At 41.9% G+C, this 25,255-nt stretch carries 22 protein-coding genes; 14 read left to right on the forward strand and 8 right to left on the reverse strand.

Translation table 11 applies throughout. The features are described 5' to 3' along the window. The first annotated feature begins 78 nt into the window (after positions 1–78). The 7 genes from HMPREF9145_RS02055 (at position 79) to rodA (ending at position 8,000) form a co-directional block, all read left to right on the forward strand. The gene (locus tag HMPREF9145_RS02055; RefSeq protein WP_021824778.1) at positions 79–1,458 is read left to right on the forward strand and encodes an NAD(P)-dependent oxidoreductase; all 1,380 of its coding nucleotides are present in this window, start codon (positions 79–81) and stop codon (positions 1,456–1,458) included. A gap of 86 nt (positions 1,459–1,544) precedes the next feature. Continuing rightward, positions 1,545–2,138: an MGS-like domain protein gene (locus tag HMPREF9145_RS02060; RefSeq protein WP_021824748.1), complete on the forward strand. Its 594-nt coding sequence runs from the start codon at positions 1,545–1,547 to the stop codon at positions 2,136–2,138. 10 nt (positions 2,139–2,148) lie between these two features. Next, positions 2,149–3,171, forward strand: coding sequence for a rod shape-determining protein (locus HMPREF9145_RS02065; protein WP_021824602.1), 1,023 nt, complete (start codon positions 2,149–2,151; stop codon positions 3,169–3,171). Positions 3,172–3,241: 70 nt separating this feature from the next. Next, complete coding sequence (mreC, locus tag HMPREF9145_RS02070; protein ID WP_021824560.1) at positions 3,242–4,117, forward strand: rod shape-determining protein MreC; 876 nt, start codon at positions 3,242–3,244, stop codon at positions 4,115–4,117. 24 nt (positions 4,118–4,141) lie between these two features. Beyond that, positions 4,142–4,642 carry a rod shape-determining protein MreD gene (gene mreD, locus HMPREF9145_RS02075; protein ID WP_021824771.1) on the forward strand — a complete coding sequence of 167 codons (501 nt, stop codon included), beginning with the start codon at positions 4,142–4,144 and terminating at the stop codon, positions 4,640–4,642. A gap of 54 nt (positions 4,643–4,696) precedes the next feature. Further along, entirely contained in the window at positions 4,697–6,547 is a 1,851-nt protein-coding gene (mrdA, locus tag HMPREF9145_RS02080) for a penicillin-binding protein 2 (RefSeq protein ID WP_021824688.1), read from the forward strand. Then, the gene (rodA, locus tag HMPREF9145_RS02085; protein WP_007134381.1) at positions 6,528–8,000 is read left to right on the forward strand and encodes a rod shape-determining protein RodA; all 1,473 of its coding nucleotides are present in this window, start codon (positions 6,528–6,530) and stop codon (positions 7,998–8,000) included. The genes mrdA and rodA overlap by 20 nt, the downstream gene beginning before the upstream one ends. Positions 8,001–8,541: 541 nt before the next feature. Here the strand turns inward: rodA and HMPREF9145_RS02090 are convergent. The 4 genes from HMPREF9145_RS02090 to HMPREF9145_RS02105 are packed head-to-tail and all read right to left on the reverse strand — an operon-like array spanning position 8,542 to position 12,480. Next, positions 8,542–9,012: a gliding motility lipoprotein GldH gene (locus HMPREF9145_RS02090; protein ID WP_021824774.1), complete on the reverse strand. Its 471-nt coding sequence runs from the start codon at positions 9,010–9,012 to the stop codon at positions 8,542–8,544. After that, complete coding sequence (locus HMPREF9145_RS02095; RefSeq protein WP_021824802.1) at positions 9,009–10,364, reverse strand: PSP1 domain-containing protein; 1,356 nt, start codon at positions 10,362–10,364, stop codon at positions 9,009–9,011. The genes HMPREF9145_RS02090 and HMPREF9145_RS02095 overlap by 4 nt, the downstream gene beginning before the upstream one ends. Before the next feature lie 8 nt (positions 10,365–10,372). Beyond that, the gene (locus HMPREF9145_RS02100; protein ID WP_021824576.1) at positions 10,373–11,521 is read right to left on the reverse strand and encodes a DNA polymerase III subunit; all 1,149 of its coding nucleotides are present in this window, start codon (positions 11,519–11,521) and stop codon (positions 10,373–10,375) included. 2 nt (positions 11,522–11,523) lie between these two features. Then, the gene (locus HMPREF9145_RS02105; RefSeq protein WP_021824627.1) at positions 11,524–12,480 is read right to left on the reverse strand and encodes a methylenetetrahydrofolate reductase; all 957 of its coding nucleotides are present in this window, start codon (positions 12,478–12,480) and stop codon (positions 11,524–11,526) included. A 169-nt stretch (positions 12,481–12,649) separates the two neighbouring features. Here HMPREF9145_RS02105 and HMPREF9145_RS02110 point away from each other — a divergent pair, with 169 nt between their 5' ends. From HMPREF9145_RS02110 to HMPREF9145_RS02125, 4 genes are all read left to right on the forward strand, one after another. Further along, positions 12,650–13,024, forward strand: coding sequence for a YraN family protein (locus tag HMPREF9145_RS02110; protein WP_021824506.1), 375 nt, complete (start codon positions 12,650–12,652; stop codon positions 13,022–13,024). 20 nt (positions 13,025–13,044) lie between these two features. Continuing rightward, positions 13,045–13,833: a biotin--[acetyl-CoA-carboxylase] ligase gene (locus tag HMPREF9145_RS02115; protein WP_021824570.1), complete on the forward strand. Its 789-nt coding sequence runs from the start codon at positions 13,045–13,047 to the stop codon at positions 13,831–13,833. A 160-nt stretch (positions 13,834–13,993) separates the two neighbouring features. Further along, complete coding sequence (pyrH, locus tag HMPREF9145_RS02120; protein WP_007134373.1) at positions 13,994–14,701, forward strand: UMP kinase; 708 nt, start codon at positions 13,994–13,996, stop codon at positions 14,699–14,701. A gap of 452 nt (positions 14,702–15,153) precedes the next feature. Further along, entirely contained in the window at positions 15,154–15,456 is a 303-nt protein-coding gene (locus tag HMPREF9145_RS02125; RefSeq protein WP_021824670.1) for a hypothetical protein, read from the forward strand. Positions 15,457–15,480: 24 nt separating this feature from the next. On the opposite strand, the gene HMPREF9145_RS02130 is transcribed toward HMPREF9145_RS02125, so the two are convergent. Genes HMPREF9145_RS02130 through HMPREF9145_RS02140 form a run of 3 tightly spaced genes read right to left on the reverse strand, consistent with a single transcriptional unit; the run spans position 15,481 to position 17,226 of the window. Beyond that, positions 15,481–15,753 carry a DUF4834 family protein gene (locus HMPREF9145_RS02130; RefSeq protein ID WP_021824585.1) on the reverse strand — a complete coding sequence of 91 codons (273 nt, stop codon included), beginning with the start codon at positions 15,751–15,753 and terminating at the stop codon, positions 15,481–15,483. A 49-nt stretch (positions 15,754–15,802) separates the two neighbouring features. After that, positions 15,803–16,513 (reverse strand): CDP-alcohol phosphatidyltransferase family protein, encoded by a 711-nt coding sequence (locus tag HMPREF9145_RS02135; protein ID WP_021824753.1) that lies wholly within the window; start codon positions 16,511–16,513, stop codon positions 15,803–15,805. 20 nt (positions 16,514–16,533) lie between these two features. Further along, the gene (locus HMPREF9145_RS02140) at positions 16,534–17,226 is read right to left on the reverse strand and encodes a phosphatidylserine decarboxylase family protein (RefSeq protein WP_007134368.1); all 693 of its coding nucleotides are present in this window, start codon (positions 17,224–17,226) and stop codon (positions 16,534–16,536) included. A 137-nt stretch (positions 17,227–17,363) separates the two neighbouring features. Between HMPREF9145_RS02140 and dnaE the strand changes: the two genes are divergently transcribed. Together dnaE and trxA are read left to right on the forward strand one after the other, a co-directional pair. After that, complete coding sequence (dnaE, locus tag HMPREF9145_RS02145) at positions 17,364–21,071, forward strand: DNA polymerase III subunit alpha (RefSeq protein WP_036906227.1); 3,708 nt, start codon at positions 17,364–17,366, stop codon at positions 21,069–21,071. A gap of 112 nt (positions 21,072–21,183) precedes the next feature. Next, entirely contained in the window at positions 21,184–21,498 is a 315-nt protein-coding gene (gene trxA, locus HMPREF9145_RS02150) for a thioredoxin (protein ID WP_007134366.1), read from the forward strand. Positions 21,499–22,496: 998 nt separating this feature from the next. Here trxA and HMPREF9145_RS02155 read toward each other — a convergent pair. Further along, complete coding sequence (locus HMPREF9145_RS02155; protein ID WP_036906229.1) at positions 22,497–23,384, reverse strand: hypothetical protein; 888 nt, start codon at positions 23,382–23,384, stop codon at positions 22,497–22,499. Between the two features lie 208 nt (positions 23,385–23,592). On the opposite strand from HMPREF9145_RS02155, the gene HMPREF9145_RS02160 reads away from it, so the two are divergent. Further along, the gene (locus tag HMPREF9145_RS02160) at positions 23,593–25,227 is read left to right on the forward strand and encodes a glycoside hydrolase family 43 protein (RefSeq protein WP_021824535.1); all 1,635 of its coding nucleotides are present in this window, start codon (positions 23,593–23,595) and stop codon (positions 25,225–25,227) included. The last annotated feature ends 28 nt before the right edge of the window (positions 25,228–25,255 follow it).

The raw sequence follows: 25,255 nt of genomic DNA on the forward strand, positions 1-25,255 counted from the left end.
GTTTTCTAAGCCTTGTTCTTTTGTCCTTAATTTGTAATTAAATGCTTAGTTTTGCAAACTCAACATTACAAAATTGATATGTTAGCGAGTAAGAAAGATAGTATGAGTGTTGAAGAAATCAATTCATTTCAAGCAGTTGACGAAGGATTTAGCATGCGCGAGGCTATTGCTGAGGCTCAAAAATGTTTGCAATGCAAGGTCCCACAGTGTCGGAAAGGCTGCCCGATAGAGAACGAAATTCCTAATTTTATCCATGCATTGAGTATGGGTAATATGGGAGATGCTATGCGCATTATCAATGAAAAGAGTAATCTTCCTGCTATTTGCGGCCGAGTTTGTCCGCATGAAAAGCAGTGTCAAGGGCATTGTGTGATGAATAAGAAAGGACAACCAATACAGATTGGGAAGATAGAACAGTTTATTGCAGACTTTGATACCAAGATGAAGCTGACGCGTGAAAAGCTTCCTCAGAAGGATAGAGGTAAGATAGCTGTTATTGGTTCGGGGCCCGCTGGTTTGACAGTTGCTGGTGATCTTGCCCGTAAAGGTTTCAGTGTAACTATATATGAAGGGCAAAGTGAGCCAGGAGGTGTACTGATGTATGGTATTCCCGAATACCGATTGCCCAAAAAAGTGGTGCGAGCAGAGATTGAAAAAATAGAAGCTTTAGGCGTAAACTTTATATGTAATGTGCTTGTTGGGGAGGATGGTGTAACAGTTGATAGCTTGTTTCGTCAAGGATTCGATGCTATTTTTATGGGTACAGGAACTGCAATACCTCAAGATATGAATAGTACTCCTGGTGCACAATTACGTGGTGTTAGTCAGAGTACTTACTTCCTTCATAATGTAAATAGTTACAATGAGGGCGCTATAGGACGTGATATGGTGCCTTTGAAAGATGGTGAAAAAGTAGGTATTATCGGTGGAGGTAATGTCGCAATGGATGCAGCTCGCACTGCTATTCGCCTTGGAGCGGATGTTACAGTGCTTTATCGTCGCACCCAAGAAGATATGCCTGCTATCAAGGCGGAATATGAACAAGCTGTTAATGAAGGTGTAGAATTCAGATGGAATACCTCTGTAACAGAGTTTATTGCAGGTGAAAACGGTCGTTTATCAGCATGCCGTTTGAATACCCCTAAAGGCGAAACTATAGAACCTTTTGACCGCATATATCTCGCTATTGGTAGTCGTCCAGCTAACAGAATTGTAAGTACTACAGAGGGGATTGAAGTTGATGAGAAAGGCTATGTGAAAGTAGTTGACTTCCCTTTTGGCATGACAACACGTCGTGGAGTGTTTGCAGGAGGTGATGTAGTTCATCGTCCTCAGACAGTTGTTTTGGCTATGAAAGCGGCTAAAGATGTGGCACAAGGTATCGCACAATATGTAGATGCGATTAAGTTACTTGAAGCTGCTAAAAAAGTTGAAGAACAGCATTCAGTGGACAAATAAAATACAATTTTTTGTTGTTTTAGTGGATTCTATCAGCAGTTTTTAGTAACTTTGCTCCCAAATATATTATATATTTCGAAATTATAATGGCTGAAACAAAAAAAATTAAGACCGCGTTGATTTCGGTCTTTCACAAAGATGGTTTAGAGGAATTACTCGCAAAACTACATGAAGAGGGGGTAAAGCTCCTATCAACAGGTGGTACTCATAAGTTTATAGAGTCTTTGGGATACGAATGTCAAACAGTAGAAAGTGTTACAACTTATCCCTCTATTCTCGGTGGTCGCGTAAAGACGTTGCATCCGAAAGTATTTGGTGGTATCTTGGCTCGACGTGAAAATAAAGATGATTTGGCTCAAATAGAAGAATATGAAATTCCATCTATTGATCTCGTTATTGTTGATCTTTATCCTTTTGAGCAAACAGTTGCAAGCGGAGCTGACGAAGCAGACATTATAGAAAAGATTGATATAGGTGGTATTTCACTTATCCGTGCCAGTGCAAAAAACTTCAAAGATGTAGTTATTGTGCCAAGTAAAGCGGAATATAGTGTGTTGCTTGATTTGCTGAAGCGCAATGGTGCACAAACTGAAATCGAAGATCGTAAGTTGTTTGCAGAACGTGCATTCGGTGTAAGTAGCCATTACGATACAGCTATTCATAATTGGTTTGTAAAATAATTAATTAAATATGGGATTTTTTTCTTTTATTCAAGAGATAGCAATGGACCTTGGTACAGCGAACACAATCATTATCAGTGATGATAAGATTGTAGTCGATGAACCTTCTGTTGTAGCCCTTGACCGACGCACTGACAAGATGATTGCAGTGGGAGCCAAGGCAAAAATGATGTACGAAAAGACTCACGAAAACATCAAAACCATTCGACCTTTGCACGATGGAGTTATTGCTGACTTCACCGCTTGTGAGCAGATGATGCGTGGATTGATAAAGATGGTGCATTCAGGCAGACGTCTTTGGTCTCCATCTTTACGCATGGTAATTGGTGTTCCATCTGGTTCTACCGAGGTAGAACTACGTGCTGTGCGTGACAGTGCTGAGCATGCAGATGGTCGTGACGTTTATTTGATTTTCGAACCGATGGCTGCTGCTATCGGAATTGGAATTGATGTGGAAGCTCCAGAGGGTAACATGATTGTTGATATCGGTGGTGGAAGCACTGAGATTGCAGTCATCTCACTCGGTGGTATCGTTAGTAACAACTCTATTCGCACAGCAGGTGATGACTTAACTGCAGATATTCAAGAGTATATGAGCCGTCAACACAACGTCAAAGTGAGTGAACGTATGGCTGAACGAATTAAGATTCATGTAGGTTCTGCATTGTCTGATCTTGGTGATGAGGCTCCTGAAGATTTCATTGTCCATGGACCTAACCGCATAACGGCCTTGCCAATGGAAGTTCCTGTGTGCTATCAAGAGATAGCACATTGCTTAGATAAGACTGTGGCAAAGATTGAAAATGCTGTTCTTTCAGCATTAGAAAATACACCGCCTGAACTTTATGCTGATATCGTTCGAAACGGAATATATCTCAGTGGAGGTGGAGCTTTGCTGCGTGGTCTTGATAAACGACTGACAGATAAGATTAATATACCTTTCCACATTGCTGAAGATCCATTGCATAGTGTGGCAAAGGGTGCAGGAATTGCTCTCAAGAATATAGATCGTTTCTCATTCTTGATGCGATAAAACAAATGTTAAGTGTTGGCAAGTAAAAAGTTCTTTGCTAACACTTAATATTTCATGATAAGGTCTGGTTATGCGTAATCTCTTAGATTTTCTTGTTAAATATAATTATTGGTTCCTGTTTTTATTTTTGGAAGCAGTCAGTTTCGTATTGCTGTTTCAATTCAACAGTTATCAAGGGAGCGTGTGGTTTTCGTCTGCCAACGCTGTAACAGGAAAACTTTATGAGACAAGTTCTGAGATAGAATCTTATTTCCAATTATCTAAAATCAATTCAGAACTGACCCAACGCAACCTCTATTTAGAACAAAGACTCCACAAATTAGAGAAACAAATAGGTGACTCTGCTGCAGATTCAACGATGGAAAAGAGTCTGTTAGTGAAGAGTTTGCAGCCCTATCGACTAATCCCTGCCAAGGTCATTAGTATGACAGTGGGTCGTCTTGACAATCTCATTACGATTAATAAGGGCGAAGTTGACGGCATAAAAAAAGACATGGGAGTGGTCTGTGGAACGGGAGTTGTGGGTATTGTTTACCTCACTTCAAAACATTATTCCATTGTAATTCCAATCTTAAACTCGCAGTCTAACATCAGCTGTGTTATCCAAGGACGAGGCTATTTCGGTTATTTACATTGGACAGGTGGGGATGTTTCTCAAGCGTATGTAGACGATGTACCTCGTCATGCGCATTTCCGTCTCTATGATAATGTGGTTACCAGTGGTTATTCTTCTGTCTTTCCTGCAGGCATTATCGTTGGAAAGATTTTACATGTCTATAATTCCGCCGACCAAATGTCTTATCGTTTGCGGGTCAAACTGTCTACCGATTTTGGCAAATTGCGTGACGTTTGTGTTGTTGATAACTCTGCTTTGTCTGAACAAATCGATATTCTTCGTGCTGCACAAGATTCAATTCGTACGAAAGAATCAGGCAAAGCTAACTAAGAATGATATAAGGAGACACGATACATGAATATAGAATCATTAAGAGAAGCATTGATTTTTGTTGTGCTGTTGCTTGTACAGGTGCTGGTGTTCAACCATATCCATCTGTTCAATTGTGCTACACCATTGCTTTATATCTATGTCGCGTTGTTGTTTCCTCGCAATACTCCCCGATGGGGTGCATTGATATCATGCTTTGTTATGGGCTTACTTGTCGACATATTTTCCAATACTCCAGGAGTCTCTATGGCTTCATTGACATTTCTCGGACTTATCCAACCGCTCGTGTTGAAACTCTTCCTGCAGCACGATAGCGCTGATGACATGAAACCATCAATGCGTACTTTGGGTATAGGGCGTTTCGTTTATTACACCATTTTGATGGTGTTTGTTTATTGCCTGCTGTTCTTTACTCTCGAAACTTTTAACTTTTTCAATTGGATTCAGTGGTTAGAAAGCATCGTAGGAAGTTCAATCATTACAATAATCCTTATCCTAACACTTGCGAATTTCCGTTCACGTTAGCTGTAAGGAACGTGATATTGTCATTCAATCAGTTATAAATATTGGTTTCATTAAGTGAAAGATTATACTCTTGAAAATAGGCGTTATGTTATAGGTGGTGTAGCTTTGGCGATAGTGTTGGTCTATATCATTCGGCTCTTCACGATTCAATTGCTTAGCGATGACTTCAAAAAGAATGCCGATAGTAATGCTTTCCTCAAGAAAATCGATTATCCTTCTCGTGGCGCTATTTATGATCGGAATGGCAAACTGATGGTATATAACCAACCATCTTATGATATTATGGTGGTCATGAACGAGGCAAAAGACCATATTGACACGCTCGAGTTGTGCAAAGCCTTAGGAATCAGTAAGGAGTTTTTCATCAAACGAATGGATGATATCAAGGATCGTACGAAGAATCCTGGTTATAGTCGGTTCACAGAACAGCTCTTTATGACGCAGCTTTCTGATAAAGAATTCAGTGTCTTTCGCGAGAAAATGTTTCGCTTTCCAGGCTTTTATGTCCAGAAAAGAAGCATCCGTCAATACACCTATCCTTATGCAGCACATGTGCTTGGAGATATTGGTGAGGTCTCTCCGGCTAATATAGAAGAGGATGATTACTATCAACCTGGTGACTATATCGGTAAACTTGGTGTTGAGAAATATTATGAAAAAGAACTCCGAGGGGAAAAAGGTGTGCAGATAATGCTACGTGATGCCCACGGAAGAATACAGGGAAGTTATCGTCATGGAAAGTTTGACAGACGCCCTGTTGCAGGTCGTGATCTCACGTTGAGCCTTGATGTGAAACTCCAAGCGCTTGCCGAACGCATGCTTCAAGGCAAGATTGGAAGTGTCGTTGCCATTGAACCTGCCACGGGAGAGGTGCTTGCCATGGCTTCATCTCCTACATACGACCCACGAGCGCTTGTTGGAAGACAACGCAGCAAGGTGCATGTTGCCCTATCAAAGAATGTGTGGAAGCCACTGCTCAATCGTTCTATCATGGGACAATATCCACCGGGTTCGACGTTCAAAACAACGCAGGCACTGACCTATCTAACTGAAGGAATTATCACACCCAATACGATGTTCACCTGCCATCATGGGTTCTCATATCGTGGTTTGCATGTAGGCTGTCACGGACATATGTCACCTTTGAACCTCATCGAAGCCATTAGTACGTCTTGTAATGCCTATTTCTGTTGGGGACTCTATTATATGATGGGCAACCGACGCAAATATCATGACGTGCAGGAGGCCATGAATCGATGGCGCGACTATATGGTGAGTATGGGATTTGGCTATAAACTTGGGATAGACTTACCTGGAGAGAAGCGTGGACTCATTCCAAACGCATCGTTCTATGACCGCGCTTACCATAAATCTTGGAATGGTTTGACCGTCATTAGTATCTCTATAGGTCAGGGAGAGGTTAACCTCACGCCGTTGCAGATTGCTAATCTTGGAGCAACGATAGCCAATCGAGGTTACTATTATACGCCTCATGTTGTGAGAAAAGTACAGGGGCTACCACTTGATACTGCTTTTACGCATCGTCATCGCACGATGGCCAGCGAACGAGCATACAGTGCTGTCGTTGCAGGTATGCGCTCGTCAGCACTCAAAGGCACGTGTAAGGCACTCGGACATCTGCCATTTACAGTCTGCGGTAAGACGGGAACAGCGCAAAACCGAGGTCAAGACCACTCGGTGTTTATGGGATTTGCGCCGATGAATAACCCTAAAATAGCCATTGCAGTCTATGTAGAAAATGGTGGATTCGGTGCAGATTTTGCCGTGCCTATTGCTGGAGTGCTCTTCGAACAATATTTAACAGGGAAACTTTCGCCGTCGGCTGAGCGCATGGCCGAGGCCTTACAGAATCGCAGAATAGCTTATGGTTCGCATAACAGATAAACAACCCAGTGTGCTTCGTTCGCTTGATTGGTGGACGGTTGCCATCTACATAGCACTCCTTATCTTTGGATGGGTGAGCGTTTGTGGGGCAAGTTACACCTATGGGGATACCGATATTTTCAGTCTTTCTACACGTTCGGGAATGCAAATTGTGTGGATTGGCACTTCATTGTTTCTCGGATTAGTGTTGCTTTTGCTTGATGATCGCTTCTATGACACGTTCTCTTATGTCATTTATGGCATCCTTTTGCTCCTGCTTTTCCTAACAATCTTCAATCCACATGAGATTAAAGGTTCGCGTTCTTGGCTCGTATTGGGTCCTCTTCGCCTACAACCTGCCGAGTTTGCAAAGTTCGCTACTGCCCTTGCTATAGCCAAATTGATGGGCTCTTACGGCTTTAACATCCATCGTTGGAAAGACTTCGCCGCTGCATGTGGAGTTGTTTTGCTGCCAATGTTATTCATTGTGGCTCAGAAAGAAACGGGATCGGCCTTGGTATACCTGTCTTTCTTCTTGATGTTCTATCGTGAAGGAATGCCGGGAAGCATTCTGTTCACAGGAGTAGCCATGATTGTTTATTTCGTCGTGGGCATCAAATTTGAAAGTGTTTCATTATTACATACGCCAACATCTCTCGGTGTTTTCATTGTTATTTTGCTTATCCAGACATTCTCATCTGTAATGGTTAACGTCTATTGTCGCAACAAAAAACTGATGTATTACATGTTGGGAGGCAGCTTTGGTGGAACGCTTTTAGCGCTTCTTTTCTCGCTTTATGTACTCCCGTTCAACATTGTTTGGGTGCAACTTATCATCACTGCGGTGATTATTGTCTATCTTTTGGTGGAATGGTTACGCACGCGTTTTTCCAACTATTTCTTCATTTTGGCCTTTACTATCGGTTCAATTGCCTTCTTCTATTCGGCTGATTATGTGCTCAACAATGTGCTTGAACCTCACCAGCGTGTGCGTATCAACGTGCTTTTAGGCTTAGATGACGACCTCAGTGGAGCGGGATATAATGTGCATCAGAGTGAGATTGCAATTGGATCTGGCGGACTTCAGGGAAAAGGTTTCCTCAATGGAACGCAAACTAAGCTAAAGTTTGTCCCCGAACAAGACACAGATTTCATTTTCTGTACTGTTGGAGAGGAAGAAGGTTTCTTGGGTTCTGCAGGCGTACTCCTATTGTTTCTGCTGTTAATTTTACGCTTAATTCATCTTGCCGAGCGGCAACCCTTCGCGTTTGGACGCATTTATGGCTATTGTGTTTTAAGCATCTTCCTATTCCATGTGTTTATCAATGTTGGCATGGTACTTGGACTTACGCCGGTAATTGGAATCCCGTTACCTTTCTTTAGCTATGGAGGTTCGTCGTTATGGGGCTTTACACTGCTGCTGTTTATCTTCCTTCGAATTGATGCCGGCCGTAATCTTGTGCGCATGGATTAGTCGATTGGGGAGCGAGAATGGCTTATATTGCGTTGCATTTGTGCATGATTTGTAATGTGACTTTGTAAAGCTTATTGGCCATTTTTTAACATTTCATAGGGTGAGTAAATAGAAAATAGCATTTGGAAAATCAGCCATTATTTCTCCTTTTTAGAAGATTTGAGCCTTGTTTTCATTGCAATCAAGTCGCCGTTTGCCTCATTTCATAGAACTATTTGCCTTGTTTTATCCTGTGAAAGCATAGCTTTTATGGTGTTAAATGCCGCAAATTGTGATTTTTTTATCATCATTTTCAATAATATTTCGAGGTTAACGCTTTAACCTTTTGATAGTCACTGTGATGCGAAAGGACAAAAAATAGCGCGTATTCAGAACAAGAAGGTGTCTCGTTTAGAATACGCGCGTATAGTAATCTCTTTTGTAAAGCCTTTTGATAAGTATTAACACATCTTCCTTTTCACAGCTATTGAAGATTTGTTTTGCTTGTTAATAAATACCATTCTGAGGCGTTTTGAAGGCATAGTCCAGCCTACCAAAGGCCTTATTTCACTTTAACCAACATAAAACCAATATCACTTATGCCAGGAAGTATCTCGCGTTTCATGTTATGTCTGACACTAACCACGATGCTATCTCCCTTTGCTACGCGGATATTCTTAAGCTTCATATTGTATTGATAATAACTGATTCCGCCTATTCCCTGGCTGTTTCCGTGACGATCCAATAGCTTGCAGTTAATCGTATCACTATCAACGGTGTGTGAAGGCAATGTAGTCTTGTCGATAATCAGGGTCAAGCCCATAAAAGGATAATAGCCATTGATGCGCAATCCCAAGTAGGTTGCGTAGTCACCTGCCGCTTTGAAACGCTCAATATCATCGAATTTAAGCGTATCATTGCGTTCCCATCCTGCCACAGGAGTATGCTGATAGCTGTCGTATACCTTTTGTTTGTTACACGAAGTCAACAGCATTGCTGTCAGAATGACGATGAATACCCCTTTTATCTTCATGCTTTTGCCTCTGGATTGTCTTTTGGTTGCGCCTCATTTTGACGTGGTTGACGCTGACTATCATTGCGTTTTTCGCCATTTTGTTGGCGTTGTTCGTTTCTGTTTCCACGATTGTTGCGACGCACATTATTATTGTTGCGTGGCTGATTGTTATCGCGTGGTGCCTCGTTGTCATTGGCCTGACGAGGTCGACGCTCGTTCTCTGCCCCAGGAGTAGCATTGTTTGGAGTGTCTGTTTCTTTGTTATTACGTCCAGTAGGGCGTTTTTTCTTCTTATGTTTAGCCTTGTCAAAGCGGTTAATATCATCCTCAAGGAGGTCTTTTGGCTTGTTAGGCGTCTTGCTTTTATCATCTTCAAGCAGTGAAAGGGGCTTTTCTCCACGTCGGTTCATCGCAATGATTTGCTGTGCGCGTTGTGCCGAAATAGTCTCTAAATTTGCGGCAAGATGTTTGTCCGTTGAATAGGTAATGAGACCAGCAAGGATATCAGTTTTGAACTGATAATAGTCACTGTCCTGTGTCTGTAGAACGATATCATGAGGCGGAATGCGTTTCCCTGCTTCAACATAATCATCTACTTCATAGTTCAAACAGCATTTAAGTTTGGCGCACATGCCTGCAAGTTTCTGAGGGTTTAGCGATATATCTTGGAATCGAGCAGCATTCGTGCTGACACTAACAAAGTTCTTCATCCATGTGGCACAGCAGAGTTCACGTCCACACGGGCCTGTACCGCCAATGCGTCCAGCCTCTTGTCGTGCACCGATTTGTTTCATTTCAATGCGCACATGGAAAGCACTTGCGAGATCTTTAATGAGTTGTCGGAAGTCAACGCGCTCGTCGGCAATATAGTAAAAGATGGCTTTATTGCCGTCACCTTGATACTCTACATCTCCAATTTTCATTTGAAGGCCGAGACACTTTGCTATCTGTCGGCTCTCAATCATCGTGCTATGTTCACGTGATTTTGCCTCATTATATTTGTCAATATCTACGGGTTTAGCAATCCGATAGATGCGTTTGATGTCATCAGGTGACTTGATATTGGCTTTTTTTATCTGTAATTTTACAAGCCGACCTGTTAGGGTTACCACGCCAATATCATGGCCGGGATTAGCTTCAACGGCTACAATGTCGCCCTTCTTCAAGTCAAGGTTGTTCACGTTATGATAGTAATCCTTGCGTGTATTCTTGAATTGTACCTCTACAAGATCCGTTGTTTCATTGTTCCCCGGCACGTCCGCTAACCAGTCATACGTGTTTAGTTGTCGGTCCTGTCGACTGCAACCTTTGTGACAAAGGCCTCGATCGCAGCCGTTTGCCAATTTGAATTTCATATTTTTGAAGTCCATTTCACTCTTTACTTTCTGATTAATAATACAATCATTTGCAGTGCCAAATCGAAGAAAACGATTCTTGCGTTGGCGTTCTGCCCTATATCTCGTCTTGCCTTTTGCAACAGATCATTGATATCTATCACGTTAGCTTCGTTGATAAATCGTGCGAATTTGCGAGAGAAAGTCTCTTCTTCCAGCGTCATAAAGCATAGTTCTGGCACCTGAAAGTTATACATAAAGTTCTCTCTTATCAAACTCATTGTGTAACTGATAAAGCGTCTTTGCTTCTCACGTCCATATGAAGCAATGACCTCACTCCACTTCTTTAGTTCCCTAATGTCACGCTGATAAGCTAATCGCATGAGCATAATGAACATGTCAAGAAAGGCTCTATTCTCATTGCCTGCATCGAGATTCTCTAATGCGCGAAGCCAGTTTCCGCTGGCAATACGGGCAATTCGGTGTGCATGTTCAGCGTCAATGGCGCGTCGTTCGATAAGCGCTTGCTCTATATCTGCATCATCTATGCGTTTGATGTCAATGCGTTGGGTACGACTTTTGATGGTGTCGAGCAGCAGTTCAGGCTCTTCACACACCATGATAAAAACTGTTTGGTGGGGTGGTTCCTCAAGAAGTTTCAGGAGTTTATTGGCACATTCCACATTCATTCGCTCTGGAAGCCAAATAATACTCACTTTATATCCACCCTGACTTGACTTTAGTGACAACTTCTTTATTAGCTCATCACTTTCTCCTGCGCCTATAATTGCCTGTTGATTTGCCGCTTCCATAGCCGATAACCAGCTATCCATGGTGAAGTAAGGTGACTTTAACAGCATCGCATTCCAACGTGAGATGAAGTCGTCACTTGACATCTTATGGTCGGGTGAAGTGCCTGTAGGTTTGATGACAGGAAACGTGAAATGCAAGTCAGGATGCTCCCATTTAGCCAACATTGCCTCTGCATTTGCGATGGCACGAGGGTTAGAAAGCAATGAAGTTTCGTCGTCACGCTCTCCTAAAAGATAGCTTGCAAAGGCAAGAGCAAGGGCCATTTTCCCACTGCCTGCTGGTCCACAAAGCATCAAAGTGTTAGGAATGCGATGCTCTTTCACTAAGTCTCGCAACCTATTCTTAGCCTCTTCTTGTCCAATTACGTCACTAAACTTCATACTTATAATAGCTTTCTAACGATTTCTCTGACGCTGTCTGCTGCTGAAACCGTATAGAAATGGATGTTATGGAAACCTACTTCATAGAGTTCCCGACATTGATTGATGCCCCATTCTATGCCCAAGTGTTGTGCATCTTCATCGGTTTTACATTTCAAAACCTCACTTGCGAGTTCCTCAGGAAGGTCACATCGGAAGGTGCGTGGCACCACAGTGAGTTGTGAAAGCCGTGCCAAAGGCTTGATACCCGGTATGATTGGAATGGTGATTCCTATCTCTCTTGCTGCCTGAATGAAGTCAAAGAATTTTTTGTTATCATAGAAAAGCTGAGTCACTGCATAGCTTGCGCCCATGTCTTGCTTTTCTTTTAACCATTCCAAATCCATCTTCATGTTGGGTGCTTCCTCATGTTTCTCGGGATAAGCTGCCACACCATATTCGAAAGGTACACCTGGATGATTGATAGAAGTGCCGTCGTTAAACAAGCCCTTATTAAAGCGATTGACCTGCGAAATGAGTTCTGTTGTATGCGAATGTCCACCTGGTGTTGGCATGAATACACGGTCGTCTTTCGCTTTATCGCCACGTAATAGCAACAGATTCTCAATCCCCAAGAACTGCAAGTCAAGCAGTTCATATTCTATATCCTCAGCCGTTATGCCACTACATATTAGGTGTGGAATCACCGGAAGCTGATAACGGCTTTGAATAGCAGCTGCAATGGCCACTGTTCCTGGGCGTCGTCGTATACGGTTTCGTGTGAACTGACCATTTGGAAGCTCCCGATACACAAACTCACTATGGTGAGTTGTGATGTTAATATAAAGCGGATTGAGTTCTCTAAACTTATCAATCGTGGCAAAAAGTGTAGCAGTTCCATTCCCTTTTAGGGGTGGAAGTACCTCAATAGAGAACCTTCTTTGGTCTTTATTTTGTTGGATGATGTCAGTTACTTTCATACATTTTATTCTTTGCAAAGGTAATAAAAAAAATACAACTGACGCAACATTGAATCCAAAAGGAAGTCAAGGAATAATGAATAAAGCTGCAAATGGAATGATTTTTCTTAATGAATCACTTGACGAAACAGAATAAATGTCGTAATTTTGTAGTCCATATTTATAGATAATGGCACGGCATAATGAACTTGGAAAGATAGGAGAAGACTATGCAGCTGAGTTTCTTGAGCATGCAGGTTACGGCATTATAGAGCGCGATTGGCGTCAAGGTCACCGCGATTTAGATATCGTTGCGCGCACGCCTGATGGCACTACGGTCGTCTTTATCGAAGTAAAAACGCGTAGTTCTGACGTTGTTATGCATCCTGATGAGGCTGTAGATGTAAGAAAGATACGCAATCTTGGTCATGCCGCGAATGCCTATGTGAAGGAAAAAAACATTGTAGAGGAGTTGCGTTTTGACTTAATCACGATTGTCGGAACTGCCCCAGAGAACTTTAAACTCGAACATGTTGTCGATGCCTTCAACCCACTTTTAATTTAGATTTCGTATAATTCGTGCAAATGAAGATAACAGCTTGGTTCAAAAAGAAACAGAAACAAAAGGATAAACCCAAGGTGGTGTGGCTCGAAGAAGCCGATTCTACCAATGATGAGATACGCAGATTGGCCGACGGACAGACGCAAAGAATGGTTGTTGTCGTGACAGATTATCAGCGAAAGGGACGCGGTCAGGCGACAAACCGATGGGAGAGTGAGGCCGGAAAGAACTTACTTTTCAGTGTTATGGTCCATCCGTTGATGGTTCCTTTGCGTTGTCAGTTCTTGCTTTCTATGGCAGGTGCGCTTGCGTTGAAAGAGGTGTTAGACCATTATACAAATGATATTACACTGAAATGGCCTAATGATGTCTATTGGAAAGACCGCAAAATTAGTGGCACTTTGATAGAAACCACAATCTCGGCGGGCCATATTAAGGACTGTATCTTTGGCATTGGACTCAATGTTAACCAGCAAACTTTCACGAGTGATGCCCCAAATCCCGTTTCGTTGGCACAGATTTTAGGCCATGAAGTGGAGCGAAAGCAGATTTTGGATGCTTTCCTTGAATGCTTTGATAAGTATTATTCGTGGATTGAAAATGGGCAATATGGTGATGTTTCTGCCTGTTATCATGAGGCACTTTATCGTCGGAAAGGATTTTATCCCTATCGAGATGTCGCTTCAAACGAGGTCTTTGAGGCAGCAATCATTGAGGTTGAAGACGATGGAACCATGGTAGTCAGAGACCGAGAAGGTGTTATTCGAGAGTATAAATTCAAGGAAATAGAGTGCATCAATAGCCAGTCTTGACTGTCATCTCACTTTTATTTGCAAACGAGTGGGAGGGAATAGTCCTACAATCGGCATCAAATCAAACAATAATATTGAAGAAATTCAATCGTTAAATCATAAACTCAAGTCTCTTTTTTCTATTTCATGATAAACAGAAGAGGCTGTTATTAAAAAATATATGAGATTCAAACGTATTCTACTTAAATTGAGTGGTGAGAGTTTAATGGGTGAACAGGGATTCGGAATCGACCCACATCGTCTCTCAGACTATGCTCAACAGATTAAGGAAGTCCATGAAATGGGCGTTCAAATTGGTATTGTTATCGGTGGCGGTAATATCTTTCGAGGTCTCAGTGGCAGTCAAGAGGGCTTTGATCGCGTAAAGGGTGACCAGATGGGTATGTGCGCAACAGTCATCAATTCGTTAGCGCTCAGTAGTGCTTTAGGTGCGATTGGTGTCAAAACAAAAGTCTTAACGGCTATTCGCATGGAGCCAATTGGTGAGTATTATAGCAAGTGGAAGGCCATAGAAGCAATGGAAGCAGGCTATGTTTGCATCTTCTCTGCAGGCACAGGAAGCCCATATTTCACCACCGATACAGGCAGTTCTTTGCGTGGAATAGAGATAGAAGCCGACGTGATGCTTAAGGGAACACGCGTTGATGGCATTTATACTGCCGACCCAGAAAAGGATGCTAACGCTACAAAGTTTGCCGATATCACGTATGATGAGATTTATACGCGTGGACTGAAAGTGATGGATCTCACTGCAACTACAATGTGCAAGGAGAATAATTTACCTATTTATGTGTTCAACATGGACGTATATGGCAACTTAAAACGCGTGCTTGACGGAGAAGAAATAGGTACGTTAGTGCACAACTAACATTCATTTTTTGCACAACATTCCATTGGTTCGTGTCGGAAGATGACGTGAATTATATCACAAACTGCATCATTTTACCCGATAATCTGAGTCAAATCACACGATGATTTGCGTCAAATTATCGTGTGATTTGATGCTAATTGCCTGGCAAAATGCAGCACTTTGTTAAGATAAATATTATCGTGTTGGGAGCGCAATGTTATGTTCCACGATGAGGGAGAAGCTGTATGAGGGAATGATTGATATGGAAAATCATTAGTGTTTGCATGACATTAGCGCATATTATGATGGTAGTATCTATTTAAGTGGAGGAGGAAAACCATGCGATTCATGTTGTTAAATATTATCGAATAGTGGTGTTTCCCATTCTTTTTTATTAGTTTTGCAATGTATTAATTGGTTAAATCAAAGGAAAAGACATGACAATCATCTTTGTTTTTTATGCAATTTGCATGTACTTCTTTATAAAAAAGAATAATGATTCGCCTACTTGGTTGAAGTTCTATGCCTTGTCTCCATTGGTGCCTACACCATTATTACAATTTATATCCATTTTCTTTCTTGACGCACCAACTGATTCTTGGAAACCCTTTGCAGCGTTTTTGTTGGTCAATAGCCTTCCTTTGTTTATCTTTATTGGTGCATTTGTGGCGTGCAAATGTTATCGGAAAGGATATAAGCAGTGTGCACTTGTGCCTCCAGCACTATTTATTTTGCTTGAACTTTCAGCCTTTGCTTTTCTCTTTTTGGTATAAAACACCTGTTTAGGTGAGGCTTGTTTATTGCTCTTCTACGTAATCTACGTATTCACCTTCATTCTTTTTGAAAATCTTTTTGTTTGCATCCTGAGGCTCACGAGTGTCAAAGACCTGACCATTTTGACCATAAGTGCGTCGTTGTTGATTGCCTTGTTGGTGCTGACCGAAGCCTTGTGAACGCCTATTAAATTTGTTCATATTGCTACGAAACGTGCTGATGAAGCGGAAAGCAGTAAGCAAAATGAAGATAAAGAATGCTATGAAAAGCAGGAAAATGAATTTTATTAAAAACATAAATAAGCCTCCTTGAATACAAAAATGTGTTGAGTAGTGCCTCGGTTAGTTAGGCTCTGGCTCTCCACCAAAGTAAAATTGAACCGAGAAGATACAGGGAAATGATAATCCACCAAGCCTCAAAGATACCAAAAACGACAAGACAGATGAGCGAAAGTGCTGCAAAGCAATATTTAACTTCATTGCCTTTCCATCCCCAATGCTTGAATTTCAGTGCAAACATTGGTAGTTCTGATACTAACAAATAGCAGCTGATGGCCAACATTACCAATAGAATGGCGAAGGAATATGATGTACCTTCAATCCATGAAGGGTTGCTAACGATGAGCGAACCCCAAAATAAAGCATTCGCCGGTGTAGGCAAACCAATGAATGAAGTGGTTTGTCTTTCGTCGAGATTAAACTTTGCAAGGCGCAAAGCGGAAAAGGCAGCCATGAGGAAAGCGACATAAGGAATGAAGTCCTTAATGCCGAGTAGTGGGCCAGGATACTCCAGAACATTAAGCTCTGAGAATAGAATCGTGGCAGGAGCAACGCCAAAAGTGACGTCGTCGGCTAAGGAATCGAGTTCCTTTCCTATGGGAGATGACACATTCAACAGACGTGCCGACATCCCGTCAAAGAAGTCAAATACCGCGCCGATTACAATCCAACAGAGTGCTAATTTGGCATCTCCGATGAAGGCAAATGTCGTGGCAATACATCCTGAAATGAGGTTACAGCAAGTGATACTGTTAGGAATATGTTTTTTAATACCCATAGTTTTAGTTGACCAATTGTCTATTTTAATTTTGCAATTATCGTCTGGTCGCCAGTTGTAGTCTGTCCCATCTTCACGCAAACTTCCGTTCCTATGGGCAGGAATACATCTACTCGACTTCCTAATTTGATAAATCCTAAGTGCTCATCTATATAGCAATCTTCGCCTTCTTTGGCATAAGTGACGATGCGACGAGCCATGGCTCCTGCAATCTGTCGACAGAGAATGTCTTCTCCATCGGGTGTAGTAATCATCGTATCAGCACGTTCGTTCTCCTCACTTGCCTTTGGTAACCATGCTTTATGATAGTTTCCGTCTTTATGATGCACAAACTTTACCTTGCCATCAACGGGGAACCAGTTGGCATGAACATTGAAAAGGCTCATGAAAATGCTAATCATCAGGCGACGATCATGGAAATATTCGTTCTCATCTACTTCCTCAATAACGACAATTTTGCCGTCAGCGGGAGCGACAACTACCTTTTCTGTTTCGTCGGTTTCAGAGAAACGGCGTAAAGGACAGCGGTAGAAGTTGAGAACAACTCCATAAACTGCGCCGAAAATTACAAGGAAAGACCAAAAGAAAAGCTTGTTATCTAACCGGTATAATAATAGGGCAATTGCCGCATAGGCTATGAAACTATAGAGAAGAGTGTCTGTCCCTTCGCGATGAATACGTATTTTCTTGAATTTCTTTATCTTCTTAATCATAGTCGTTTTGATGCAAACTAATTAATGGCAAAGGTAATTATTTTTTGTTTTATGAGCAAATATCTAAAATAAAAAACCACGTTTTATTTTGTAATCCCTGTTTTTTGCAGTACCTTAGCAACCCAAATTATTATCTTATGCAAGACTTTATACACCTTCATGTCCATACATATTATTCGATACTTGACGGACAATCCAAGATATCCCGACTCGTAGATAAAGCTGTTGAGAATGGGATGAAAGGCATGGCTCTGACAGATCATGGCGTGATGTTCGGCATAAAAGAGTTTGCCGACTATTGTGCCGGTGTCAATAAAAAGCGTAAAGCTGAAGGACTTGAACCCTTTAAACCGATTTTTGGATGTGAGATGTATGTGGCACATCATAGACTTCATGATAAAGTTAAAGAGCATGGAGACAACTCTGGCTATCATCTCATCGTGTTAGCAAAGAACTATAATGGTTACAAAAACCTCATAAAGTTAGTTAGTAAGTCTTGGATTGACGGATATTATTACCGCCCTCGCACTGACAGAACAGAGCTTGAAAAGTATCATGAGGACCTGATTGTGTGCTCAGCATGTATTGCTGGTGAGGTGCCTTCAAAGATAATAAAAGGTGATTTGGAGGGGGCACGCGAAGCTTGTGAATGGTATCATCGTGTGTTTGGAGACGATTATTATCTTGAATTGCAGCGACATGAAGTCAAAGATCCTACAATTCTCGCGAATCGTGAAGCTTTTCCATTGCAGCAAAAGGCTAATAAAGTCTTGTTAGAATTTGCAAAGGAGTATGGCATTAAAGTCATTTGTACAAATGATGTGCATTTTGAGGACAAGGAAACTGCCGAGGCACATGACCATCTTTTGTGTCTTTCCACTGGCAAAGAACTTGATGATCCCAACCGAATGCGATACAGTAAACAGGAGTGGTTTAAGTCTCGTGAGGAGATGAATGAAGTCTTTTCAGATGTTCCCGAGGCTTTAACGAATACGCTTGAGATATTAAATAAGGTTGAACACTATAGCATAGAGCATGGTCCTATCATGCCTTTCTTCCCGATTCCAGAATCATTTGGTACAGAAGAAGAATGGAAATTGAAGTTCTCAGAAGCTGATCTTTATAAAGAATTTACCTCAGATGAAAACGGCGAAAATCAGCTTTCACCTGAAGAAGGTCAAAAGGTGATCAAGCGACTTGGTGGCTATGATAAAATCTATCGCATCAAGTTTGAAGCCGATTACCTTGCAAAGTTGGCACATGATGGTGCTAAGAAGTTGTATGGAGACCCCATTCCATCCAATGTTCAAGAGCATATTAACTTCGAACTTCACGTCATGAAGACGATGGGTTTCCCGGGATATTTCCTCATAGTTCAAGACTTTATCAATGCTGCCCGCACTGATTTGGGTGTCATGGTAGGCCCTGGGCGTGGCTCTGCAGCAGGCTCTGTAGTGGCTTATTGCTTAGGAATTACGAAGATAGATCCATTGAAATATGACTTACTTTTTGAGCGTTTCCTGAATCCAGACCGTGTAAACCTACCAGATATTGATACCGACTTCGATGATGATGGGCGTGGAAAGGTGTTACGATGGGTTATGGATAAGTATGGACATGAGAACTGTGCACACATTATTACGTATGCAAGCATGGCCACGAAAAACTCAATTAAGGACGTTGCTCGAGTTGAAAAGTTACCTTTAGAGAAATCAAACTTCCTCTGTAAAGCTATCCCTGACCGTCTGCCCGATGGCTTAAAGATGAATCTTACGAATGCCATTAAGTGCACACCAGAGCTTCGTGAGGCCGAAGTTTCACAGGATTCACGCGAGCGAAACACGATTAAGTATGCGAAGATGCTTGAGGGAACTATACGTGGAACGGGTATACATGCGTGCGGATTCATTATTTGTCGTGATCCAATTAGTAACTGGGTACCAGTTTCTACGGCTGATGATCCCGATTATCCAGGCTTTAAAACGGCCGTAACTCAATATGATGGACACGTCATTGAGTCTACAGGTCTCATCAAGATGGACTTCCTTGGGCTCAAGACTTTATCCGAGTTGAAAGAAGCTTGCAAAGTTGTTAAGAAGACGAAGAATATAGATGTAGACCTCGATACTATCCCTATTGATGACGAACTGACTTATCAGCTATACCAACAAGGGCGTACCATTGGAACGTTTCAATTCGAATCACCTGGTATGCAGAAGTATCTTCGCGAGCTACATCCTACCGTTTTCGAAGATCTTATCGCCATGAATGCGCTCTATCGGCCAGGTCCTATGGACTATATTCCTGACTTTATTAAGCGTAAAAACGACCCAACTCAAGTGTCTTATGATATTCCTTGTATGGAGAAATACCTCAAAGACACTTATGGAATCACTGTATATCAGGAGCAAGTGATGTTACTTTCTCGTCAGTTAGCTAACTTTACGCGAGGTGAAAGCGATGCTCTTCGTAAGGCAATGGGTAAGAAGAAGAAGGCCATTGTAGATGCAATGAAGCCTAAATTCATTAAACAAGGAACGGAAAATGGCCACGATCCCAAGATATTAGAAAAGATTTGGGGAGATTGGGAGAAGTTCGCTTCTTATGCATTCAATAAGTCTCACGCTACGTGTTATTCGTGGGTAGCCTATCAAACGGCTTATATGAAGGCGCATTTCCCTGCAGAGTATATGGCAGCTCTTATGACTCGACGCTTCAGTCAGATAACAGAGATAACGAAATTAATGGAGGAATGCCAGAGTATGAAGATAGCAACTTTGGGGCCAGATGTTAATGAAAGCTACTCCGAATTTGGCGTAAATAAGCGTGGAGAGATTCGTTTTGGCCTCTCGGCCATTAAGGGAATGGGTGAAATGGCAGCGCAATCTATCGTTAAAGAGCGTGAAGCCAATGGCCCATTCAAGGATATTTACGACTTCGCACAACGCATTGATTTCAGTAATGTCAATCGAAAAGCGTTTGAATCTTTAGCACTCAGCGGTGGTTTTGATGGCTTTGAATATCGTCGTGAGCAATATTTTGCACCAGGAATGAAGGGGGATGTTTTCTTAGATACACTCGTTCGTTATGGTCAGCTCTATCAACAAGAACAGCGAGAAGCCCGCAATTCGCTCTTCGGAGGCGAGAGTGCAGTCGAAATTTCGCGTCCAATCCCAGGGAAATTCGAGGAATGGAGTACGATAGAGCGACTGAACCGAGAGCGTGATTTGGTTGGAATCTATCTCAGTGCTCACCCATTAGACGAGTACGGAGTTATCTTAAAGTCGCTTTGTAACACGCATTGCACGGAGTTAGATAAAAAAGATGAGCTCGTAAAGAAAGAAGAAATATCTATTGGAGGCATAGTAACAGGCGTGAAATCCAAGTTTACCAAGACCGGAAAACCATGCGGTTTTGTCACCATAGAGGACTTCGAAGGTAGCGGAGAACTGGCATTCTTCGGTGAGGAATGGGGGCGTTGGCGCGGTATGTTGACTGAAGGTTGCATCGTATATATAACAGCTAAGTGTCAGCAACGATACAGAGACAGCAACTTTTACGACCTTCGCGTGCAAGATATTCAATATATGCAGACGATAAAGGATTCGCGTTTGGAAAAGATTACGATATCCATTGATAGCTCAGAACTAACAGAAGACGTTGTCAATGACCTTACAACACTCGTTGAAAAGAAGCCAGGCAAGGCGCAATTCTATATACAAGTGGTCGATAGAGAGCATAATGTCAGCCTGATGTTGCGGTCGCGTAGTCACACCGTAGACGTCACTAAGGAGTTGATTAGCTATGTAGAGAGCAATCCATACATATCATATCACATTAATTAATAAGGCTCAAGGCAGACTGAATACTGTTTTTTGGCATAACGTTTGCTTTTATCAAACTGAATGCTTACTTTTGCAAAAGTAAATAAGATTAATAACATTAGAATACAATAAGATGGAAGTTAAAATCACAAACGAGAACTTTGAAAGTTACAAAAATGGCGAATTACCATTGGTAGTGGACCTATGGGCAACATGGTGTGGCCCATGTCGCATGGTCGGTCCTATCATTTCTGAACTGGCAGAAGAGTATGATGGCAAAATTGTTGTAGGCAAATGCGACGTTGAAGAGAATGATGATGTGGCAGCAGAATATGGTATTCGCAACATTCCTACTATCCTTTTCTTCAAGAATGGCGAGTTAGTTGATAAGTTTGTTGGTGCTGCAAGCAAGGCAATTCTTGACGAAAAGTTTAAGGCTTTGCTTTAATCAGCACGCTATTTAACATTTAGCAGTTATTCAAAAAATATGATATAGTCTGTCAGTTCATGAGAACTGACAGACTTTTTTTATTTTGTTTATACTCCATATTGATTGCTAAGTGAGGCGTTTTCCATGTGTTTCTCGTCATTTTCTGTCTTAAAACAAGGCCTTTTCTCGGTCCTTTCTCAAAGAAAAATGAGACTTGCCAGTGTTGAAAGTGAGGGAGCTTGTGCAATGGGGAATAGGGAATGTTTACTTTGTTGATAATTAAAAGGAAAATGATTTAAGCCAAATCGCTTGAATTGTCTGCATTATTTTACATGAGTGTTTGTCCATTTTACACCATGATTTTATAGTGATTTATGAGAGAAAGCACTATACTTATAGCGCTATCTCCATGCAATAGATACTAACTTTGTATTTATCGAGGTGGCAACGCTGTAAGCGTTGTACTTTTGATAGCCCAGGGTTGACAAGCGAAAGCGCAGTCTACCCTGGGTCAATTGCCGTTAGTGGGAACAACGCTGTAGGCGTTGTACCTCTTATTTATTGGCTTTTTATCGCGGCATTCCATACATAAAACGTACAACACCTACGGCGTTGACCTTCTCATTACATGCGTAACCCAGGGTAGGCTAACGCCAACCCTGGGCTATCAAAAGTACAACGCCTTCAGCGTTGAACTACAATCATATTACAAACTGCATCACTTTATCTGATAATCTGAGTCTAATTACTCGATGAAATGAGGTAGATTACAACGCAATATGACGCAAATCATTTTTTGCTTCCACATCCGTTATATTCTTCTTTAAGCCATCCTGCTGATAGAAGGATAGCAAACATATTGCAGAACGCATGAAAAACCATTGCTTTTATAGATGTTTCATTATCACATTTCAAGTATGTTTTGTTCAATATGCTATCCCATAACTTCATGAAGTGTTAGAAACCAGGGGCTAAATTCAAGGATATTTGTCAATGGTTAGCGTTCATTGATTCTATTATTCATGCCATATCTTACTGATTCCTGCAATAGTTTGTGTGCTATCTTCTTGCATTTTTAGCGCTAATTCATAGTGAACAGAGTCAATCTTTTGCTTGAAATTGTGCGTATAAAAGCATACGATTCCGCGGTGAGTCAAATAGTTTTCTGAGACAAAAGAGGTCTCCGCGTCTACTTCTATGTCTGTATAAATTCGATTGACAACCTTCTTTGGCAATATCTTTTGCCAGTTTTTATAGTCTAATTGCTTAGCAAGGCTTGGCAAACAAAACTCATTTGCAACCATCTTTAATGAGCTTACATCGATAGGTTTCAATTGACATTCGTGTATCCATGACCTGAAAAACTCGGCCACGGTATCCGATTCGTCCATCTCTATCTTTAGAACTTTCTTCTTCATCCTGCCATCTTGTCCATAGAAGAGCGTGTAAAACCAGCATGCATCGCTTTCAGGGAAGCAGTTGCTAATGCCAATCTGAGCCGTTGTTCGTGTGATAAGATTGACCCAGGCGGGGTAAAGTTGTAGGTAAGGTTGAGGCTTTTTATGCAGATTTTTGGTTGTAATCTCTTGCCGATCCACTAATAGTTTGCCGTTTTTATAAAGCGTAATAAGAACTATTTTGTCGTAGAAGTCTTCGTTTTTCACTTTATATGGGGCATCGGCCGATTGCAAAATGATGTGCCAACCAGCGCAGGTGGTATCGGCGTCTGTTGTTAAATTCTTATAGGATTTAGTGAGTTTAAGCGCCTTAATCGTTTGTTTGGGCTGAGACTTTCGGTTTGATTGTGCCACTGATTTTGTTTCTTTGCACGCTGATAACAATAGGATTATTGCACATGTAGCAAGCAACAAAATACTCAATAGCGGTGAATGTTTTGATTTCATGTGTCAAAAGGTGTTGTTATAGGGGCAAATATAGTGCAAAAACCAATATGTTCAAAACATTTATATAACTTTTTTTAATAACCCGTTCAGGCTTTATCTCGTGCTTTTTCCTTATCTTTGTCAACATAAGGTCGTGAAGATCAAACTTAAACAAACACTTAATAACTATTTCAAAAATTACTAATCAAGAAATAATCTGACAGCAACGATGAACAAACTGCTTTGTATCTTGCTTGCGATGATGCCCTTAACAGTGGCCGGGCAATATCGATCGAGGGTGTGGTGTGCCGATAAAGGCAACGGCACCTATGTCAATCCTGTGATCAATGCCGATTATAGTGACCCCGATGTTGTGGCAGTTGGTGATGACTATTACCTCACTTCGAGTTCTTTTAATTGTGTTCCTGGACTGCCGATTCTACATTCTCGTGACCTCGTTAATTGGGAGATAGTTGGTCATGCGCTTGAGCGTGTGTGGCCAGACAGCCTATTTGGGGGGCTTCCTGCACACGGAAAGGGCGTCTGGGCGCCCTGTATTCGCTATCATAATGGTTCATATCGCATCTATTGGGGCGCCCCCGACCAAGGTGTTTTCATGGTAAAGGCGCAGCGTCCTGAAGGACCTTGGGAGCCACCACGACTGATATTGCCTGGTAAAGGCATTATCGACACGTCGCCATTATGGGATGATGATGGGCGATGTTACCTCGTAAATGCGTGGGCTAACAGCCGAACGGGCTTTGCAAGTGTTATCACTGTGCGTGAGATGGATGCCGATGGAACGCGTGCTATCAGTGATCCCGTGATAGTGTTTGATGGGAATGGCACGGAAAACTGCACGTGTGAAGGGCCTAAATTCTATAAACGTGATGGGTGGTATTGGATATTTTGTCCTGCCGGAGGAGTGTCAACAGGATTCCAACTGGCTTTACGTGCGCGGTCACCCTTTGGCCCTTATGAGGCAAAAAAGGTGTTGGCGCAGGGCAATACGCCTGTAAATGGGCCACATCAAGGGGCTTGGGTGCACACGAAATATGGCGAAGATTGGTTTGTTCACTTTCAAGATAAGGGACCATATGGGCGTGTTGTGCATCTGCAACCACTTACATGGAAAGACAATTGGCCCATCATTGGCTGTGTGCCTCAGCGTGGTTATTGTGGAACACCTTATTTATCATATCGCAAACCAAAGGCTGAAAGCCGCTTGATAGTAACTCCTCTGGAGAGCGATTCATTCAATTTGCCTCGTTTGGGCCGTCAATGGCAGTGGCAATCTAACTATAATCCTTCGTTCGGAATGCCTACTTCGTTGGGCTTTTTCAGGCTCTATACGTATAAAACCAACGACAATTTTTGGAATGTTCCCAATCTTTTATTGCAGAAAACTCCTGCAGATCGCTTCACCGTTACAGCCAAATTAACCCTTATAAGTAAGGCAGAAGGTCAGTTAGGTGGACTCATAATGATGGGTATAGACTATTCTTCTTTGGTGGTAAAGCGCGTGGGTGATGGCTTTGTTTTGCAACAAATGACTTGCCGAAATGCCGATAAAGGTGGGGCGGTTACAGTCACTCCGTTGGCTCATCTGGCAAAAACGGGGCAGGATGATAACGATTATCAGTTTGCAATCTATGAGGAAGTGTTCCTTCAAATGAAGGTAGATGGTGGTATAGTTCGATTCGCTTTCAGTCGTGATGGCAAGCATTTTAAGGAAGTAGGTGAGCCATTTAAGATGCGAGAAGGTAAGTGGATAGGAGCAAAGATGGGCTTTGTTGCACAAGAACCCAACGTGAAATCAAATCGCGGTTGGATAGATATTGATTGGTTTAATGTTACAGATTAATCTATAAAAAACAAACAACTTAATAACA

Source organism: Segatella salivae F0493 (genome assembly GCF_000477535.1).
GTDB classification, from domain to species: Bacteria; Bacteroidota; Bacteroidia; order Bacteroidales; family Bacteroidaceae; genus Prevotella; species Prevotella salivae.

Bases quoted from the DNA above. Each gene is read 5' to 3' on its own strand.
- HMPREF9145_RS02055 (WP_021824778.1), top strand. From the start codon at position 79: ATGTTAGCGAGTAAGAAAGATAGTATGAGTGTTGAAGAAATCAATTCA.
- HMPREF9145_RS02060 (WP_021824748.1), top strand. From the start codon at position 1,545: ATGGCTGAAACAAAAAAAATTAAGACCGCGTTGATTTCGGTCTTTCAC.
- HMPREF9145_RS02065 (WP_021824602.1), top strand. From the start codon at position 2,149: ATGGGATTTTTTTCTTTTATTCAAGAGATAGCAATGGACCTTGGTACA.
- mreC (WP_021824560.1), top strand. From the start codon at position 3,242: ATGCGTAATCTCTTAGATTTTCTTGTTAAATATAATTATTGGTTCCTG.
- mreD (WP_021824771.1), top strand. From the start codon at position 4,142: ATGAATATAGAATCATTAAGAGAAGCATTGATTTTTGTTGTGCTGTTG.
- rodA (WP_007134381.1), top strand. From the start codon at position 6,528: ATGGTTCGCATAACAGATAAACAACCCAGTGTGCTTCGTTCGCTTGAT.
- HMPREF9145_RS02090 (WP_021824774.1), bottom strand. From the start codon at position 9,012: ATGAAGATAAAAGGGGTATTCATCGTCATTCTGACAGCAATGCTGTTG.
- HMPREF9145_RS02095 (WP_021824802.1), bottom strand. From the start codon at position 10,364: ATGGACTTCAAAAATATGAAATTCAAATTGGCAAACGGCTGCGATCGA.
- HMPREF9145_RS02100 (WP_021824576.1), bottom strand. From the start codon at position 11,521: ATGAAGTTTAGTGACGTAATTGGACAAGAAGAGGCTAAGAATAGGTTG.
- HMPREF9145_RS02105 (WP_021824627.1), bottom strand. From the start codon at position 12,480: ATGAAAGTAACTGACATCATCCAACAAAATAAAGACCAAAGAAGGTTC.
- HMPREF9145_RS02110 (WP_021824506.1), top strand. From the start codon at position 12,650: ATGGCACGGCATAATGAACTTGGAAAGATAGGAGAAGACTATGCAGCT.
- HMPREF9145_RS02115 (WP_021824570.1), top strand. From the start codon at position 13,045: ATGAAGATAACAGCTTGGTTCAAAAAGAAACAGAAACAAAAGGATAAA.
- pyrH (WP_007134373.1), top strand. From the start codon at position 13,994: ATGAGATTCAAACGTATTCTACTTAAATTGAGTGGTGAGAGTTTAATG.
- HMPREF9145_RS02125 (WP_021824670.1), top strand. From the start codon at position 15,154: ATGTACTTCTTTATAAAAAAGAATAATGATTCGCCTACTTGGTTGAAG.
- HMPREF9145_RS02130 (WP_021824585.1), bottom strand. From the start codon at position 15,753: ATGTTTTTAATAAAATTCATTTTCCTGCTTTTCATAGCATTCTTTATC.
- HMPREF9145_RS02135 (WP_021824753.1), bottom strand. From the start codon at position 16,513: ATGGGTATTAAAAAACATATTCCTAACAGTATCACTTGCTGTAACCTC.
- HMPREF9145_RS02140 (WP_007134368.1), bottom strand. From the start codon at position 17,226: ATGATTAAGAAGATAAAGAAATTCAAGAAAATACGTATTCATCGCGAA.
- dnaE (WP_036906227.1), top strand. From the start codon at position 17,364: ATGCAAGACTTTATACACCTTCATGTCCATACATATTATTCGATACTT.
- trxA (WP_007134366.1), top strand. From the start codon at position 21,184: ATGGAAGTTAAAATCACAAACGAGAACTTTGAAAGTTACAAAAATGGC.
- HMPREF9145_RS02155 (WP_036906229.1), bottom strand. From the start codon at position 23,384: ATGAAATCAAAACATTCACCGCTATTGAGTATTTTGTTGCTTGCTACA.
- HMPREF9145_RS02160 (WP_021824535.1), top strand. From the start codon at position 23,593: ATGAACAAACTGCTTTGTATCTTGCTTGCGATGATGCCCTTAACAGTG.